The 15106-nt window shown below is 66.4% G+C and carries 19 protein-coding genes and 2 tRNA genes; 10 read left to right on the plus strand and 11 right to left on the minus strand.

Going from position 1 to position 15106, the window contains the following annotated elements:
* Positions 1-50: 50 nt before the first annotated feature.
* On the minus strand, positions 51-278 hold the full coding sequence (locus H587_RS17430) for a type II toxin-antitoxin system HicB family antitoxin (RefSeq protein WP_051202471.1): 228 nt from the start codon (positions 276-278) through the stop codon (positions 51-53).
* 16 nt (positions 279-294) lie between these two features.
* Positions 295-876, minus strand: a complete 582-nt coding sequence (locus H587_RS0105635; RefSeq protein WP_034608626.1) for a Fic/DOC family protein — start codon at positions 874-876, stop codon at positions 295-297.
* Positions 877-1705: 829 nt separating this feature from the next.
* Here H587_RS0105635 and H587_RS17435 point away from each other — a divergent pair.
* On the plus strand, positions 1706-2737 hold the full coding sequence (locus tag H587_RS17435) for a tyrosine-type recombinase/integrase (RefSeq protein ID WP_051202472.1): 1032 nt from the start codon (positions 1706-1708) through the stop codon (positions 2735-2737).
* Positions 2738-2815: 78 nt separating this feature from the next.
* On the opposite strand, the gene H587_RS0105650 is transcribed toward H587_RS17435, so the two are convergent.
* The 4 genes from H587_RS0105650 to H587_RS17440 form a co-directional block, all read right to left on the minus strand.
* A tRNA-Glu gene (locus H587_RS0105650) sits at positions 2816-2893 on the minus strand.
* A gap of 15 nt (positions 2894-2908) precedes the next feature.
* Positions 2909-2983 (minus strand) — tRNA-Gln (locus tag H587_RS0105655).
* A gap of 73 nt (positions 2984-3056) precedes the next feature.
* The gene (locus H587_RS0105660; protein WP_051202473.1) at positions 3057-3413 is read right to left on the minus strand and encodes an ATP-binding protein; all 357 of its coding nucleotides are present in this window, start codon (positions 3411-3413) and stop codon (positions 3057-3059) included.
* On the minus strand, positions 3391-3927 hold the full coding sequence (locus H587_RS17440) for a DciA family protein (protein WP_084630439.1): 537 nt from the start codon (positions 3925-3927) through the stop codon (positions 3391-3393). The genes H587_RS0105660 and H587_RS17440 overlap by 23 nt, the downstream gene beginning before the upstream one ends.
* Positions 3928-4125: 198 nt before the next feature.
* Between H587_RS17440 and H587_RS0105670 the strand changes: the two genes are divergently transcribed.
* The 3 genes from H587_RS0105670 (at position 4126) to H587_RS0105680 (ending at position 7769) form a co-directional block, all read left to right on the plus strand.
* The gene (locus H587_RS0105670) at positions 4126-5037 is read left to right on the plus strand and encodes an ArsR/SmtB family transcription factor (protein WP_027175440.1); all 912 of its coding nucleotides are present in this window, start codon (positions 4126-4128) and stop codon (positions 5035-5037) included.
* A 58-nt stretch (positions 5038-5095) separates the two neighbouring features.
* Entirely contained in the window at positions 5096-6535 is a 1440-nt protein-coding gene (ahcY, locus tag H587_RS0105675; protein ID WP_034608627.1) for an adenosylhomocysteinase, read from the plus strand.
* A gap of 142 nt (positions 6536-6677) precedes the next feature.
* Positions 6678-7769 carry an NADase-type glycan-binding domain-containing protein gene (locus H587_RS0105680; protein WP_027175442.1) on the plus strand — a complete coding sequence of 364 codons (1092 nt, stop codon included), beginning with the start codon at positions 6678-6680 and terminating at the stop codon, positions 7767-7769.
* A 60-nt stretch (positions 7770-7829) separates the two neighbouring features.
* Here H587_RS0105680 and H587_RS19565 read toward each other — a convergent pair whose 3' ends face one another.
* The 5 genes from H587_RS19565 to H587_RS0105705 all read right to left on the minus strand — a co-directional run bounded on the left by H587_RS19565 (position 7830) and on the right by H587_RS0105705 (position 11622).
* Positions 7830-8639 (minus strand): hypothetical protein, encoded by an 810-nt coding sequence (locus tag H587_RS19565; RefSeq protein ID WP_156904464.1) that lies wholly within the window; start codon positions 8637-8639, stop codon positions 7830-7832.
* A gap of 24 nt (positions 8640-8663) precedes the next feature.
* The gene (locus tag H587_RS0105690) at positions 8664-9644 is read right to left on the minus strand and encodes a tetratricopeptide repeat protein (RefSeq protein WP_051202475.1); all 981 of its coding nucleotides are present in this window, start codon (positions 9642-9644) and stop codon (positions 8664-8666) included.
* A gap of 89 nt (positions 9645-9733) precedes the next feature.
* Entirely contained in the window at positions 9734-10501 is a 768-nt protein-coding gene (locus H587_RS0105695) for a hypothetical protein (protein WP_156904465.1), read from the minus strand.
* Positions 10485-11078: a glycogen-binding domain-containing protein gene (locus H587_RS19570; protein WP_051202476.1), complete on the minus strand. Its 594-nt coding sequence runs from the start codon at positions 11076-11078 to the stop codon at positions 10485-10487. Before H587_RS19570 ends, H587_RS0105695 begins: the two co-directional genes overlap by 17 nt.
* Complete coding sequence (locus H587_RS0105705; protein ID WP_027175445.1) at positions 11071-11622, minus strand: RNA polymerase sigma factor; 552 nt, start codon at positions 11620-11622, stop codon at positions 11071-11073. The genes H587_RS19570 and H587_RS0105705 overlap by 8 nt, the downstream gene beginning before the upstream one ends.
* A gap of 181 nt (positions 11623-11803) precedes the next feature.
* Between H587_RS0105705 and H587_RS0105710 the strand changes: the two genes are divergently transcribed.
* From H587_RS0105710 to rpmA, 6 genes are all read left to right on the plus strand, one after another.
* A complete protein-coding gene (locus H587_RS0105710; RefSeq protein ID WP_027175446.1) occupies positions 11804-12325 on the plus strand; it encodes a nitroreductase family protein in 522 nt (173 codons plus the stop codon).
* 26 nt (positions 12326-12351) lie between these two features.
* Positions 12352-12951, plus strand: a complete 600-nt coding sequence (locus H587_RS0105715; RefSeq protein WP_211219491.1) for an MBL fold metallo-hydrolase — start codon at positions 12352-12354, stop codon at positions 12949-12951.
* A 10-nt stretch (positions 12952-12961) separates the two neighbouring features.
* Positions 12962-13585, plus strand: coding sequence for a flavodoxin family protein (locus tag H587_RS17455; protein ID WP_034608628.1), 624 nt, complete (start codon positions 12962-12964; stop codon positions 13583-13585).
* 2 nt (positions 13586-13587) lie between these two features.
* Entirely contained in the window at positions 13588-14304 is a 717-nt protein-coding gene (locus tag H587_RS0105725) for a ComFC family protein (protein ID WP_051202477.1), read from the plus strand.
* Between the two features lie 124 nt (positions 14305-14428).
* Positions 14429-14740 carry a 50S ribosomal protein L21 gene (gene rplU / locus H587_RS0105730; RefSeq protein WP_027175449.1) on the plus strand — a complete coding sequence of 104 codons (312 nt, stop codon included), beginning with the start codon at positions 14429-14431 and terminating at the stop codon, positions 14738-14740.
* A gap of 13 nt (positions 14741-14753) precedes the next feature.
* The gene (gene rpmA, locus H587_RS0105735; protein ID WP_027175450.1) at positions 14754-15023 is read left to right on the plus strand and encodes a 50S ribosomal protein L27; all 270 of its coding nucleotides are present in this window, start codon (positions 14754-14756) and stop codon (positions 15021-15023) included.
* Positions 15024-15106 lie beyond the last annotated feature (83 nt).

Consider the following 15106-nt stretch of genomic DNA (forward strand, 5'->3'; position numbering starts at 1 on the left):
TTCAGACGCCTGGGAAAAGGCGCCCATTCAAGCAACGACGACGTGAAACGTCAGCCCCACCAATTCCAGAATTGGTTCCCGATGTGAGCGGAGGTCGATGGAGTCGGAGGTTCCTGTCCCATTTCCTTGAGGCATTGAATATGGAGCGCCAGGGCCTCGGCGGCATTGCGCATGGCCTCTTCCTCAGTCTCCCCGCCCGAGAAGCAGCCGGGCAGGTCCGGGAAGGAAACTCCGTAGGAGCTGTTTTCGTCTTTGTGGAGCAGGGCGGCATAGCGCATGGACTGCCTCGCGTGTTTATTCGGTGAGGGGTTCCAATCCGTTTTTCAGAAGTTCGGTCATCTGGGTGTTGTCGCCGTTCTGCCCCTGGATGGAGGCTTCCACCCACGCATCCCGCGCAATGTGACTGAACCCCAGGGCATACCCGGCCTTTTCGGCCATGTTCACGATGAAGGCCCGGATCGCCCGGCCGTTGCCGTCACGAAAGGGATGAACGGCGTTCAGTTCAATGAGATAGTGAGTCAGACGCGCGGCGAGTTGGTCGCGAGCCAGCTGCCCCCAGGTGGCGGGGAGGGCGTCTTTCAGGCTTGAATCAAGGCAATTCTGGATGAACTGGGGCTGGCAGAAGAGGGTTTCGCCAATCGCCAGGGGGCAGTCGCGGAACTCCCCGGCCCAGTCGAAAACATCCTGAAAGAGATGAAAGTGGATCGCCTGGAGATGGTGCGCGTCCAGATTCCCGTCCGGGAGGGTCGGGGCGCGGAATGCGGCTTGTTCGCTGGCGAAAATTTCCAGCAGCCGTGCCTCGCGGATGTTTTCCCTGTTGAACAGGACGCCCGTTTCGGGGTCCGTGTATCTGTCGTACCCCGCGTCGTATTTCATCGGCCTTGCGTTTCCGCCCGGAATTCTCCGGTCATGGCGGTTCGGACCTCTTCAAGGTCCATGCCCTGGCGGACCATGTCCCTCGCCCTGGCGAGCTTCGCGTCGGACATGGTCACCCCCTCCAGCCGGTTCGAATGAAAGCCCATGTCCAAGGCGCGCAGCCGCCGCGCGATTTCCTTTTTGTCCGTCGTTCGCCCGCCGCTTCTGGCGTGGATGGAAGTCCGATTCGTTTTCATGGATGGAGATTATCCTAAAACGCATAGGGTTCCAAGTCCTGACGCTGTCCGCGCGTCGGTGGAAGCGTGCCCCGGGGCGCGTGAAATTTTTCAGCCACAGCCCCCTTTGCCCCGGACACGGCCTTTTCTCCGTGAGACACACCCGATTTCCGCGCGGACACAAGCCTTTTCCGCCCAGACACAGCCGAGTTCGCCGGAGACACAGCTCTCCGAAACGCATTCGAGGAAAAATTTATGAAAATTAGTTAAATATAGCACCATACCGATTTTGCAGGATACGCACTTTGTGGGACAAGTGCTTTTCCGGCCCTTTTCAGGTCTCGGTTTTTCGGTATGGTGCTGGACGTGGAAAAGCGTCTGGACCGTAGCGGAAGCCGGGAGGCCGGGAATGGGCCTGACTGAGGAGCTGGGACGAGCCATGACCGCCCGGGAGGTGGGCAAGGTGCTCGGGGTTGCCCCGAACACGGTGCTCAAGTACTCTCGCCAGCTGGGGGGCCTCCGCCTGGGCGGACGTCTCGTGTTCTTTGAAAACGAAATACTGAGGAGAATACGGGATGCCTTCGAAGATAAGGAAGAGCAACCGGATTCGCTGGATGGCTCGCGTCCAGCGGGACGGAGCCATACGGCAGAAGCTGTTCGACACCAAGGCCGAGGCCTTGGCCTGGGAAGCCGCCATGCGGGCGGACGAGGCCTGGAGCCCGCCGGACGAGAAAGAGAGGATGAAGATCGTCACGGCCTTGGATTGGGCGAATGAGTATCTGGACTATGCCAAGGAGCGCTTTTCGTCGAAGACCTACCGTGAGAAGCGGGACGCCTTTGCCCGGCTGTTCCGGGTCACGTCCTCCAAGGGACTGGCCGCGGACGTGTCCGTGCCCCTGGCCTTCCGGCTTCTGCGGGAACAGAGCGTGAAGCGTTCCGGCTACGCGGCGAACAAGGACAGAAAGAACCTGGCCGCCGCCTGGGAGTGGGGCCGCAAGTATCTGGAGCTTCCCGAGCGCAACCCCTTCCGGGCCGTGGACAAGTTCGCCGAGGAGAGACACCCCCGGCACATTCCCACGGAGGCGGATTTCTGGGCCGTGTACGAGATCGCCCAGGAGCAGGACAAGATCATGCTTCTGGCCTTCCTGCACACGGCGGCCCGCAAGATGGAAATCTTCCGCCTGCGCTGGGATGATTTGGACTTCGAGGACGGACGGGTGCGGCTTTGGACGCGCAAGCGCCTGGGCGGCACCCTGGAGCCCGATTGGATTCCCATGACGGAAGACCTGCGGGCCGCGCTTCTGGAACTGAAAAAGCGCACCAGCAGCCTGCACGTCTTCGCCCAGCCCGAGAACGGACGGGCGTTCACCTCACGGCAGCACTGGCTGCGCACCCTCTGCGATCGGGCCGGGGTTCCCCGGTTCGACATCCATTCCATCAGGCACCTGACCGCTTCCATCCTGGACAAGTCGGGGCTGCCCCTGACCACGATCCAGGCGATCCTGCGGCACAAGTCGGCCACCACGACCGCGCGCTACCTGCATTCCCTGCGGGGGACCAAGGCGGCGCTGGACGAGGTGTTCGGAAGCGGGAAGGTCGTGTCGTTGTTTCGGGAAAAGAGTGCTGGAGCGGGTTCCGGACGGTAGCCGTTTCCGAAACCGTTTCCAGGACCGTTTCCGGAAAGGAAAAGGGTTGCAACCGAAGCTGCAACCCTTTGTAATCGTTGGCGTCCCCAAGGGGATTTGAACCCCTGTTATCGGCGTGAAAGGCCGACGTCCTGGACCGGGCTAGACGATGGGGACGAATCTGGGAAAGCTTGGCTGGGGGACAAGGACTCGAACCTTGATTAGCGGAGCCAGAATCCGCCGTCCTGCCAATTGAACGATCCCCCAGCAGCGAGGCACAGCCTTTAGCGGCTCCGGGCGCGGAAGTCAAGTCCCGGACGGAGCCTTTACGCTCACTGCCTTAGGCAGCGGCGGCCAGACGGCGGGTGCGCTTCTTCAGCTTGTTGATCTTGCGGCGCAGGATTTCCTTCTCCTTGCGCGCGCTCAGCTCGGTCTTCTTCACCCGCAGTTCGCGGATGGTGCGCTTGATGGTCCGCACCTGATCCTTGTAAGGGCTGACCGCGCCTTCCTCATCCTTGATGCCGAAGGTGGTCTTGATGGTGGTCACCAAGTCTTCCTTGGTCATGCCCGAGGCGCCCTGGATCTGCGGGATCTTGTCCATGCAGAGCTGGCGCAGCTCCTTGGCGGTCATCTTCTCGAGGGGCTTGGTCAGGCCCAGGCTCTCGAAGGAAATCTCAATGATCTTGTCGTCGCTCATGATGTCCTCCTGCCCCGCTCGGGGTCGGGTCGTTCTCTTGCGCGGCGAAGAGCCGCAGGTAAGCCCGGTAGCAGCGGGCCACGGGCGAGTCGCTGTTGAGCAGCTGTGCCAAATTGCCTAAATTTTCCGGCCGCTTGGGTTTTTCCCGGAGCGACGAAAGCACCTCGGCTCGTTGCTCACCCAACGGAATCCTGCCGCTTAGCAGCTCGAAGTGCACTTTGTCAAAGACTTCTTCACCGAAAAATTCGTTGATCTTCTCCAAAACCAGCGGGGCCAGGAAACTGGCCTCCTGGGCCACCACCGGGTCGCCGGTGGAGATGAGCAGCGTCCGGCCCCTGTGCCCCAGTGGGCGCATGATTTCGGCCATCTCCGGCCCGAGCAGGTCGTTCCAGGCTCGCCAGAGGCGCACCAACCGCAAGCCGCCCTTTTGGTCCAGGCGGCCGAGCAGCTTGCCCACGGCCGCGCCGATGCGTTTGGGGCCGCCCTTGCGGCGGAAGGGAATTCGGTCCGACATGTTCCTCCGCTCCGTCAGCGCGGACAGAGCATCCTTTCCTATAATAGGGTGGACTCTTTCGGGCAAGCGGCTTTGCCCGGCTTCGCCGGATTTCAGGGCAGGGGGTGTGGGGATTTCGTGAAGGCTTGACGTCTTGCCCCGGCTTGGCTACATGTGCTTCATGCTTGCATCAAGATATTCAGATATAGGTTGCCGTCCATGGATCTGGTGACGCTCTGCAAGGCCCTGGGCGACCCCACGCGCGTTCGGCTGGCGGGCATTCTCCTGCGCCATGAACTGAACGTGGGCGAGATTGTCCAGGTTCTGGGCATGGGGCAGTCCCGCATCTCGCGCCATCTCAAGGTGCTGGTGGACTCCGGCCTGCTGCTTCTGCGCCGGGAAGGCCTCTGGTCCTTCTATCGCGCGGTCGAGACCGGGCCCGGCCGGGCCTTTCTGGATGCGGTGCGGCCCCTGCTGGCCGAGCGAGAGGACGCCGCCCGCGACCTGGACGAGGCCGCCGCCGTGGTGCGCGAGCGGGCCTCGGCCACGCGACGTTTCTTCGACTCCATCGCCCCGGACTGGGATCGCCTTCAGGCCGACATCCTGGGCGACTTCGATCTGGCCGCCGAGATCCTCAAGCGCATGCCAGGCCGGGGCGTCATGGCCGACCTGGGCTGCGGCACGGGTGAGCTGCTGGCCTTGCTGGCTCCGCGCGCGACCAAGGCCATCGGCGTGGACAACTCGCCGCGCATGCTGGACATCGCGGCCCGCCGCTTCCGCGACAACGGCTCGGTGAGCCTGCGCATCGGCGAACTGACCCACCTGCCCCTGCGCGACTGGGAGGCCGATTTCGCGGTCATGTCCATGGTCCTGCACCACCTGGCCGAGCCGCGCGAGGCCCTGGCCGAGGCCGCCAGGGTGCTCAAGCTCGGCGGCCGCCTCGTGGTGGCGGATTTCGATGAGCATGCCGACGAGCATATGCGCGCGGCCTACGGCGACCATCGCCTGGGTTTCCCGCCCGAAACCGTGCGCCAGTGGCTGGCCCAGGCCCGTTTCGAGCTGGCCGAGAGCAAAAATTTCCCCGTGAACAGGAATCTGACCGTCGTGGTCTACGAAGCCGTGAAAAAATAATGCCGCGGCGCGCCGTCATGGCGCACAATCGGCGCGAGAACACCCGAGGAGGATGCACATGCCCGCGAAGAAAACCGAGATCATGCCCGTGGACCCCAAGCTCAAGCACAAGGTCAGGGACATCGCCCTGGCCGAGTGGGGCCGCAAGGAGCTGGACCTGGCCGAGAACGAGATGCCCGGCCTCATGGCCCTGCGCAAGAAATACGGCAAGAAGAAGCCGCTCAAGGGCCTGAAGATCATGGGCAGCCTGCACATGACCATCCAGACCGCCATGCTCATCGAAACCCTGCACGCCCTGGGCGCGGACCTGCGCTGGGCCTCCTGCAACATCTTCTCCACCCAGGACCACGCCGCCGCGGCCATCGCCAAGGCCAAGACCGCCGCGGTCTTCGCCTGGAAGGGAGAGACCCTGGAGGAGTACTGGTGGTGCACCGAGCAGGCCCTGACTTGGCCTGACGGCTCGGGCCCGGATCTCATCGTGGACGACGGCGGCGACGCCACGCTGCTCGTGCATCAGGGCGTGAAGGTGGAGAAGAATCCCGCCCTGCTCAAGAAGAAGCAGGACAACAAGGAATTCCAGATCGTCATGGATCGTTTGGCCGCGAGCGTGAAGACCGCCCCCGGCAAGTGGACCCGCATCGCCTCCTCGATCCGGGGCGTGTCCGAGGAGACCACCACCGGCGTGCACCGGCTCTACGACATGCAGAAGAAGGGCGAACTGCTCTTCCCGGCCATCAACGTCAACGACTCGGTGACCAAGTCCAAGTTCGACAACCTTTACGGCTGCCGCGAGTCCCTGGCCGACGGCATCAAGCGCGCCACGGACGTGATGATCGCGGGCAAGGTGGTGGTCGTGGCCGGTTACGGCGACGTGGGCAAGGGCTGCGCCCAGTCCATGCGCGGCTTCGGCGCCCGCGTCCTGATCACGGAGATCGACCCCATTTGCGCCCTGCAGGCCGCCATGGAAGGCTACGAGGTGATGCCCATGGACGATGCCGCCGCCCTGGGCGACATCTTCGTCACCGCCACGGGCAACTGGCACGTCATCACCGGCAAGCACATGCTCAAGATGAAGAACGAGGCCATCCTCTGCAACATCGGGCACTTCGACTCCGAGATCGAGATGTCGTTCCTGGAGGAGAACCCCAAGTGCAAGAAGGTGGAGGTCAAGCCGCAGGTGGACAAGTGGACCCTGCCCAACGGCCGCTCGATCATCGTCCTGGCCGAGGGACGCCTGGTGAACCTGGGCTGCGCCACGGGCCACCCCAGCTTCGTCATGAGCAACAGCTTCACCAACCAGGTCCTGGCCCAGATGGACCTAGCCGCCAATACCTATGAGCCCAAGGTCATGATCCTGTCCAAGAAGCTGGACGAGGAGGTGGCCCGCCTGCATCTGGAGCGCGTGGGCGCCAAGTTGGACAAGCTGAGCAAGGAGCAGGCCGACTACATCGGCGTGTCCCAGGACGGGCCGTACAAGCCCGACCACTACCGTTACTAGGACGGGGCGGTCGGAGTTCCGAAACATGAGCGCCGCGCCGGATGCCCGCCTGGGGCGCCGGCGCGGCTTCTTTCGATCGACGCCCGTCGATTGACGGGGTCGGCGCCCCTGGATAGGGTCGCACGGACCGGGAGGAGAGGGAGTGAGAAAACTGTTCGCCGTCGCGTTGCTCGTCGTGTCCTGCTGGGGCGTTCCGGCCTGGGCCCAGGGGGTCTCGGTGACCGCCTCCTCCACGGCCTCCTCCCTGTTCATGGGTTTCAGCCCTGACAATCTCCTGGATGGCGATCCGATCACGGCCTGGGCCGAGGGCGGCGAGGGTCCGGGCCTGGGCGAGTGGGTGGAGTTCACCTTTCCCGAGACCGTGAGCATGCGACGGATGCGCCTGCGCAACGGTGTGCAGGATCCCACTTGGTTCGAGAAGTACAATCGGGTCAAGACCCTGGAGCTGGTTTTCCCGGACGGCGCGCGGCGGCGGGTGGAGCTGGCCGATTCCCGCGACGAACAGGTGGTGGACCTGGGCGGGGCGCGCGGGTCATGGCTGCGTCTGGTTATCGTGGACGTCTACAAGTGTTCGGTTTTCTTCAACGCCAAGACCACCTGCCTGAGCGAGGTGGTCGTCGAGACCTCCGCCGCGGAGACGCAGGCCGAGGGACCGGCGACGGCGGCCCTGGCCCAGGCCCTGGAGAAGGGCCCGGAGACTCCGGCCAGGCCCGCCGCCAAGGGTGCGCCCAAGGATGCGGCCAAGACCGGGCACGGAGCCGGAGCCGCCGTGCTCACGACGGAGCCCGCGCCCGCGCCGGCGCGGGGCAAGCCCAGCGGCGACCGCGACGGCGCGGAGCTGATGGCGGAATTCCAGCGCGGCGGCGACGCCGTGGGCGTGATCCGGGAGTATTATCGCCGCCTGATCACCTTGGACGACTCCTTTCCCCAGGTCTTCGCCCGTCAGGTGCGCGACCAGGAGGCCTTCGTCTTCGAGATGTTCCGAGAGTTCCAGCGCAAGCGCAAGACCTTCGAGAAGTTCCGCAACGCCTTGCTGGACATGGACAAGCTGTCCATGAAGTTCCAGACCATCGATCCGGACCGGGTACGGGTCGAGGTCAGCGGCACGTATACCATCTTCGTGGCCGACACCTACGAGGACGTGCCCGAGAACACCCTCTTCATACTCCTGCGCGAGGACGGCCGCTGGCGTATCCTGGAGCGCCAGGACGGAGCGGTGGATCCCAAGAAATGAAAGACGGCCCGGATGACCGGGCCGTCTTTTTTTCGTCTGTTCGAGAGTCGGATGGCGGGACTACTTGCCGCCCTTGCCTCCACCGCCTCCGCCGCCGTTGCCACCACCTCCGCCGTTACCGCCTCCGTTGCCTCCGCCGTTGCCCTTGCCTCCGCCCTTGCCTCCGCCGTTGCCCTTGCCCTTGCCGGAGTTGCCGGAGGACGAGGAGCCGTTCGCCTTGCCCGAGGCGTGGGCCAGCCCCACGGCCTTGGAACCCTTGGCCTGCTCCACGGTCATCTGCTCGACCTCGGCGGTCTTCATGCTGCGGGTGGTCTGGCCGAGGGCCAGGCCCAGGGACGCCTGGGTGCGGGTGCGCTCACGGGTGGCGACTTGGGCGGCCTTGCCCAGGCCCAGGGTGCTGGGGTGCACTCCCAGCTCATGGGCGATTTGGCCCCAGCCCATGCCCGCCGCGCGCATTCCGGCGATGTCGGCGGCGGACACCGATCCCACGGCCGCCGCGGCCGCCTCGGCCTTGGCTTCGGCCTCGGCCACGGCCTGCTCGGCGGCGGCCACGGCCGCCGGATCGGCGGTGGGATCGGCCTGGATGGCGGCCAGGGCCTGCTGCGCCGAGGCCAGATCGGCCAGGGCCTGTTCGGCGGCCAGATCGGCCTTGGCGGCCGCGGCCTCGGCCAAGGCTTCGGCCTTGGCGGCCTGGGCCGGGTTGCTGAAGGCCGGGGCGGTGTCGCCCGTGGCCGACGTGTCGGCGGTCGTGGCGGAATCTCCCGTGGCGGTCGTATCGCCAGTGGTCGTGTCCTGCGCCCGGGCCGACAGCGGCGTGAGCAGCAGGGCCAGGGTCAGGGCGATCCCAAGCATCTTTATTCCACTGTTCATGTCTGTATCCTCCGGTCCGCCTGTTCAGCGGACCTGGGTCACGAAGTTGACGGATTGCCGCACACGCCAGGTCTTGCCCCCGGCCGCGACCTTTTCAGCCGAGCCGAACCAGCTCAGAGGCAGCCGCCCGGCGTCCAGCCCGTCTCCGGCGGCGAGGAGCTCCTTCCGTACGGCCTGGGCCCGGGCCTTGGCCAGGGCGGGTTTGCCTTCGGCGTAGGTCACGATGTGCAGCACGATGTCGCGGCGGTTGGAGAGCATGGCCGCGAGCATCTCCAGGGAGGGCAGGCTGTCGGCGCTCACCCGGCCCTTGGAGTCGAACTCGACGGCCTTGATGGTCGTCCGCCGTTGTCCCACGTACACGTTGCGGTATTCGAAACCGCCCCTGGCGTTGAGCCGGTCCGTGGCCGCCAGGGCCATCCCGCCTTCGGGATGGAGGTCCAGGAACGTCTTCCAGGCGCGCCGGGCCTCGTCCGTGCGATGCATTTCATCCAGGGCCAGAGCCCGGTCGTAGAGGGCTTCGGGCTGTTCGGGAGCCAGACGCAGCACCTTGTCGTATTGCGCGGCGGCTTCGGCCCATTGCCCGCGGTCCAGGAGGTTGTGGGCCAGGTAGAGGTTGGCCGCCAGGTGCTTGGGCTCCAGACGGAGAGCTTGCTCGTACTGGCTCCGCTCCCGGTCCTGGTCGCCCAGGGCCCAGTAGCCCACGCCGAGCCAGAAGTGTGCGTCGGCGTCGCCGGGATCCTGGCGCACGGCCTGCTCCAGGGAGGACACGGCCTCACCGGGCTCGTTCAGGGCCAGGTGGTAGCGCCCCAGCCAATAAGCGGTCCCCGGCTCCCCGGGGTGCTCCCGGAGTTCCCTGTCGAACTCCGCGATGCCCTCCTTGTACTTGCCCTGGTTCATGTACCAGGGGCCCCGGACCTGGGCGTTGTAGGTCTGTCGCATGGTCGCGCAGCCCGTCATGGCGAGCGTCGCGGCCAGGGCCACCATGATGACCGTCTTCTTGTTCATGAACCGGCTCCAGAGATCGTGTTTCCGGAAACGAGGCGCCTCATGTCCCGATATACGCGGCGTCCTCGGACAGGGTCACAGGCTGAACGTCATTTTGCCGAAGATCGCGGGGAAGTTCCCAAGTCGCGAATGGTTAAATTCAGACGGACCGCGGCCTCACGCAGGCCTCCGCCGTCGCGCAGGGTTTCCAGGGCCGCCTCGCGCACGGTCTGGGGCGGTGTCCCCCGTTTCAGGGCGGACGCCGCCAGGCGGGGAAACTGGAGCCATTCCGGAGCCAGCCCCCCGCGCTCCAGGCCCGCGTCGGCAACGGTCCGGGCGTCCTCCGGCGGCAGCCCGGCCCGAGCCAGGAAGGCCATGAGCCGCGCCGACTGGGAGAATTGCTCCGGGGATGCCTGTGGATGGCGCTGAGCCAGCCCGCGCAACTCCTCCCGCGCAAGTCCGGCGGCCAGGGCCTCGGCCAGTCCGGCCAGGGCCTCGGCGGGCGGCGCGGCCTCGTCGGGGATGTTCGGCAGGGCGCGGGCGAAGAGAAGGTCGTCCAGACGGCGTTCCAGGGCCGCCCGCAGAACCTCCGGCCGCACGGACTTGGCCAGGCCCTCGTCCAGCTTGTCGGCCAGGAGTCCCGGCGGCAGGCCCGCATCACAGGCCCGGACCAGGGGCGCGAGGATGGCCTCGCCCTCGGACGGGGTCGCCTGTCCCTTGGCCACGGCGGTGAGCACCCGGGCCACGCTGTCCTCGGGGGCTCCGCAGGCCAGGGCCCGGCGCGCGGCCTCGTTCGCGGAATCCTGGGCCAGGACCGGGGCGCAGCCCAACCAAAGGAGGGCCGCCAGGGCCGGCAACAGACTAAATGTTCTGTTCATGGCCGTTCGCCAGGAAAAGGACGGAGTTGCGGTTGCCGAAGCCGTCGTCCGTGGTCATGGACGAGGCCGGGTCGGGCACGGCCTGTCGCCCGTCGGCCAGGAAGACGTACTCGTGACTGCCCGGGGGAAGTTGCGTCTTCAGTATCCAGGCCCGTTCCCGTTCGGAATAGCGCATCTCGAATCCCGTCGGATTCCAGCGGTTGAAGGAGCCGATGACCGCCACGGTGCGGGCCCGGCCGTCGGGATCGGGCAGGAGGAAGGTCACGGGGAGCAGGCCGGAGGCGGTTTCCGTCACCGTGTCGGGGCGCAGGGCGCCCCGCAGGGCCGGCAGGACCAGAAGGAGCAGCAGGCAGGCGGCCGCCGCGAGGCGCAGGGGCGTGACGGTCAGCGGATGCGGGGTGCGTGCCCATATCCAGGCCCGCTGCCGGAAAGAGGGCCGCTTGGGCGCGATCCCGCGCAACACCCCGGCCGCGAAGCCGACGGGCGGTTCCTCCATCGGCAGGTCGCGCATGGCCCGCGTCAGGGCCGCGTCCAGGATTTCAGACGATGCAGTGGTCTTCAGCTCGGCGTCAGGCATGACCGTCCACCTCCAGGGTCCGCCGCAGGCGCTCCAGGCCTCGGCTCACCCGCATCTTCGCGGCGCTCAGGGAAATGCCCAGGATTTGGGCCACCTCCTTGAGCGGCAGTTCCTCACGGTAATACAGCACCAGCGCCTCGTGCTGCTCCAGAGGCAGCGCCTCCAGGGCCCGGCCCACCCTCCGGAGGTCGAGCAGGGCGGCCAGTTCGTCCTGCTGGGTTCCGCCGTCGCCGCAGACCGTCACCGAATCCAGGGTCTCCGGCTCGGCCTCCAGGTGGCCGCGCGAGGCCCGCAGCCAATCCCGGGCGCGGTTCAGGCCGATGGCGTAAAGCCAGGAGAAGAAGCGCGCTCCGGGGCGGAAGCGCTCCAGGTTCTCGTAGGCCCGGATGAAGGTGTCCTGGGCCAGGTCGGCGGCCGTGTCGGCCGATTTCACGGCGCGCAGCATGAGGTTGTAGACCGGGCGCTGGTAGCGGGTCACGAGCAGCCCGAAGGCCGCCGTGTTCCCGGCCAGCGTCTCCCGGATCAGGTCGTTGTCGTCGTCCATGTTCCCCGGCGTTCCGTCATCCCCTGGGCGTCGTGGAGGCTCACGCGCGGGCCCCCTCACACCATATACGCTCGGGAAGAGGGAAAAGTCACCGACGCCCGCCGCATTCGCCGCGATCCAGCCCGGCCTACCCTTGCCGCCGCTCCGGGCTTGGGCTAGGGTGCTTCCGGTCGGAGGAATCATGCCAGCCGAAAACCCCGTATTGACGGCCATCAGGGAACGCCGGAGCATCCGCCGCTACAGCGGCGACCCCGTTTCCCGCGAGGAGATCGAGGCCATCCTGGAGGCCGGGCGCTGGGCCCCCAGCGGCCTGAATCACCAGGCCTGGCGTTTTCTCGTGCTGCGCCGCGACGACCCGCGCCGGGCCGCCCTGGCCGGGCTGACCAAGTACGCCCACATCCTGGAGCGGGCCCAGGCCCTGATCTGCGTCTTCCTGGCCCGGTCGGAGATGTACAATCCCATGAAGGACCACCAAGGCGCGGGGGCCTGCCTCCAGAACATGCTCCTGGCCGCCCATTCCCTGGGGCTGGGCGCGGTCTGGATCGGCGAGATCGTGAACCAGGAGCCGCGCGTCACCGAGGCCCTGGGCCTGGACCCCGCGGACCTTGAAATGCAGGCCGTCGTGGCCCTGGGCCATCCGGACCAGAAAGGCTCGGCCGACCGCAAGCCCCTTTCCGCCCTGCTTTTGGAGGATATTTCGTGACCGACATCCGCGTCTTTCCCCTTGGCATGCTCCAGACCAACTGCTACCTGCTGGCCCGCGACGGCCGCGCCGTGGCCGTGGACCCGGGCGGCGACCCCGGCCCCCTGCTGGAGTTCCTCAAGGACCGGAACCTCGTGCTGGAGCGCATCCTGAACACGCACCTGCACTTCGACCACATCGCGGGCAACGCGGCCCTGTCCCGGGCCACGGGCGCGCCGATCCTGGCCCCGGAGGCGGATCGCTTTCTGTTGGAGACCGAATTGGGCCGAGGCGGCGTCATGGGCCTGCCGCTGGTCGAGGATTTCATCTTCGCCGACCTGCCCTTGGGCGAGACCATGTTCCTGGACCTGCCGTGCCTGATCCTGCCCACCCCCGGGCACACCCCCGGCAGTGTGACCCTGCATTTCCCCGGCCTGGCGGCCGCCTTCGTGGGCGACCTCATCTTCCAGCGCTCCGTGGGCCGCACCGATTTTCCCGGCGGGGACATGAAGATCCTTCAGGAGTCCATCCAGGCCAGGATATTCACCCTGCCGCCGGCCACCGCGCTCTATCCCGGCCACGGCCCGGCCACCACCGCCGGGGACGAGAAAACCCACAACCCCTTCTTTGGGGCCATGACCTACTAGGGAGCCCAACATGGACGAACTCGGACCCAAGGCGGCGGTCTTTTCCTGCACGCACAAGGCCCAGGGCAACAGCAACGACGCCGCGCACCTCTTCGTGCGCGGGGTGGAGGCCGCCGGCGGTCAGGCCGACACCATCTACCTGCGCAAGATCAAGATCCTGCCCTGCACGGCCTGCGGCATCTGCGAGAAGGATCCGGAAAGCCCCTGCATCCTGGCCGAGAAGGACTACGCGGCCGAGATGTTCGACCTGCTCATGACCGCGCCGTTCGCGTTCTTCTCCTCGCCCATCTACTTTTATCATCTGCCCTCGATCTTCAAGACCTGGATCGATCGCAGCCAGCAGGTCTGGGCCGCCAAGCACAAGGGCGACCCCAAGGTGGTGGGCCTGCCCCGGCGTCCGGCCTATGTCTGCCTTCTGGCGGGCCGCAGGGAGGGCGAGAAGCTCTTCGACGGCGCGCTCCTCACGTTGAAGTACTTCCTGGACAGCTTCAACCTGGAGATCCGCGATCCCATGACCCTCAAGGGCGTGGACAAGGTGGGCGACCTGGAGAAGGACGAGGCGGCCACGGAGGCGCTCTTCAACCTCGGCAAGACCGCCTGGGAGCGCTACGCCGCCGAGGCCAAGAAGGACTAGCCGTGTTCGAGCGGCTGCGGCGGAGCCTGTCCGCCCTGGGCCTGCTGGAATCCCGCTGCCCGGCCTGCGGCCTGCTCCAGGACGGGCCCGCCCGGCTCTGCCCGGTCTGCGCCGAACGCCTCGCGCCGCGCCGGGGCGGATACTGCCCCGGCTGCGGGGCCCTGGCCCAGGATCCGGGGCTGCCGCCGTTGCTCTGCCTTCAGTGTTCGGCCGAGCCCCGGCCCTGGGACCGGCTGTATTTTCACGGGCCCTACGAGGGGTTGTTGCGCGACCTGATTCTGCGCTACAAATTCGCCCGCTCCCTAGGCCTGGGACGACTGCTCCAGGAACTGGCCCTGAACGCCTTCCGGCCCGGACGGGAGCCCCTGCCCGAGGTGCTGGTCCCCGTGCCGCTGCATCCGTGGCGGCTGCTCTGGCGTGGCTACAACCAGAGCCTGGAGCTGGCCCGGCTGCTCTCCCGCCGCGCGGGCGTGCCCCTGGCCGCACGGGCCCTGCGCCGGGTGCGGCGGACCACGCCGCAGACCCGAGTGCCCGGCCATCGTCGACGCGAGAACATCCGCGACGCCTTCGTCGCCGATCCGGCCCAGGTGGGAGGGCGGCGGGTGCTCCTGGTGGACGACGTGCTGACCACCGGCGCGACCCTGGAGGAGGGGGCCCGGACCCTGAAGCGCGCCGGGGCGGCGCGGGTCGAGGTTCTGGTGCTAGCCAAGACGCCGTAAGCAATATGGCGTCTTGATTGATTTTTTCCGCCCGGCCCTGGAATGAAAAAAATGTGTGCCGGGGCTTGACTTTCGCCCCCTGTTGCGGATAATTTGCCCCTTCTCGAACGATGGAGGATTACGCATGTTCGCAATCATTGAAACCGGCGGGAAGCAGTTTCGCGTCGAGGAAGGCCTCGAGTTCAACGTGGAACTCCTGAACGTCGAATCCGGCTCCGAGCTGGCCATCGACAAGGTTCTGCTCGTGGACAAGTCCGGCGACACCAAGATCGGAACCCCTTACGTCGAGGGCGCCAAGGTGGCCTGCCAGGTGCTGGGCCATGGCCGCGGCGAGAAGATCATCGTCTTCCACAAGAAGAAGCGCAACGACTTTCACAAGAAGCAGGGCCACCGTCAGGACTTCACCCGCCTGAAGGTCACGTCCATCCAGGCTTAGCAGGAGGTCAGTCATGGCTCACAAGAAAGCGGGCGGCAGCTCCAGGAACGGTCGCGACAGTCAGGGCCAGCGTCGGGGCGTGAAGCGCTTCGGCGGCCAGCAGGTTCTGGCCGGCAACATCCTGGTGCGCCAGCTCGGCACCAAGATCCACCCCGGCAAGAACGTCGGCGTCGGCAAGGACTGGACCCTGTTCGCCCTCATCGACGGCATGGTCAAGTACGAGAAGTACACCCGCAACAACAAGGTCAAGACCCGGGTTCACATCCTCCCGGCCGAGGCCTAGTCCCTTTTCGGCATCAGCGGGGCAGGGGACGCGCGCCGCGCGTCCCCTGCCTTTTTTTGTCCCGGCGCGCGGATCGCGCCCCG

Origin of the sequence: Desulfovibrio aminophilus DSM 12254 (assembly GCF_000422565.1) — a bacterium.
GTDB lineage: Bacteria > Desulfobacterota > Desulfovibrionia > Desulfovibrionales > Desulfovibrionaceae > Aminidesulfovibrio > Aminidesulfovibrio aminophilus.

What these genes read in the sequence shown, in the direction of transcription:
- H587_RS17430 (WP_051202471.1), bottom strand. Translation starts at nt 278, where the DNA reads ATGCGCTATGCCGCCCTGCTCCACAAAGACGAAAACAGCTCCTACGGA.
- H587_RS0105635 (WP_034608626.1), bottom strand. Translation starts at nt 876, where the DNA reads ATGAAATACGACGCGGGGTACGACAGATACACGGACCCCGAAACGGGC.
- H587_RS17435 (WP_051202472.1), top strand. Translation starts at nt 1,706, where the DNA reads ATGGCTCGCGTCCAGCGGGACGGAGCCATACGGCAGAAGCTGTTCGAC.
- H587_RS0105660 (WP_051202473.1), bottom strand. Translation starts at nt 3,413, where the DNA reads ATGAGCGACGACAAGATCATTGAGATTTCCTTCGAGAGCCTGGGCCTG.
- H587_RS17440 (WP_084630439.1), bottom strand. Translation starts at nt 3,927, where the DNA reads ATGTCGGACCGAATTCCCTTCCGCCGCAAGGGCGGCCCCAAACGCATC.
- H587_RS0105670 (WP_027175440.1), top strand. Translation starts at nt 4,126, where the DNA reads ATGGATCTGGTGACGCTCTGCAAGGCCCTGGGCGACCCCACGCGCGTT.
- ahcY (WP_034608627.1), top strand. Translation starts at nt 5,096, where the DNA reads ATGCCCGCGAAGAAAACCGAGATCATGCCCGTGGACCCCAAGCTCAAG.
- H587_RS19565 (WP_156904464.1), bottom strand. Translation starts at nt 8,639, where the DNA reads ATGAACAGTGGAATAAAGATGCTTGGGATCGCCCTGACCCTGGCCCTG.
- H587_RS0105690 (WP_051202475.1), bottom strand. Translation starts at nt 9,644, where the DNA reads ATGAACAAGAAGACGGTCATCATGGTGGCCCTGGCCGCGACGCTCGCC.
- H587_RS0105695 (WP_156904465.1), bottom strand. Translation starts at nt 10,501, where the DNA reads ATGAACAGAACATTTAGTCTGTTGCCGGCCCTGGCGGCCCTCCTTTGG.
- H587_RS19570 (WP_051202476.1), bottom strand. Translation starts at nt 11,078, where the DNA reads ATGCCTGACGCCGAGCTGAAGACCACTGCATCGTCTGAAATCCTGGAC.
- H587_RS0105705 (WP_027175445.1), bottom strand. Translation starts at nt 11,622, where the DNA reads ATGGACGACGACAACGACCTGATCCGGGAGACGCTGGCCGGGAACACG.
- H587_RS0105710 (WP_027175446.1), top strand. Translation starts at nt 11,804, where the DNA reads ATGCCAGCCGAAAACCCCGTATTGACGGCCATCAGGGAACGCCGGAGC.
- H587_RS0105715 (WP_211219491.1), top strand. Translation starts at nt 12,352, where the DNA reads ATGCTCCAGACCAACTGCTACCTGCTGGCCCGCGACGGCCGCGCCGTG.
- H587_RS17455 (WP_034608628.1), top strand. Translation starts at nt 12,962, where the DNA reads ATGGACGAACTCGGACCCAAGGCGGCGGTCTTTTCCTGCACGCACAAG.
- rplU (WP_027175449.1), top strand. Translation starts at nt 14,429, where the DNA reads ATGTTCGCAATCATTGAAACCGGCGGGAAGCAGTTTCGCGTCGAGGAA.
- rpmA (WP_027175450.1), top strand. Translation starts at nt 14,754, where the DNA reads ATGGCTCACAAGAAAGCGGGCGGCAGCTCCAGGAACGGTCGCGACAGT.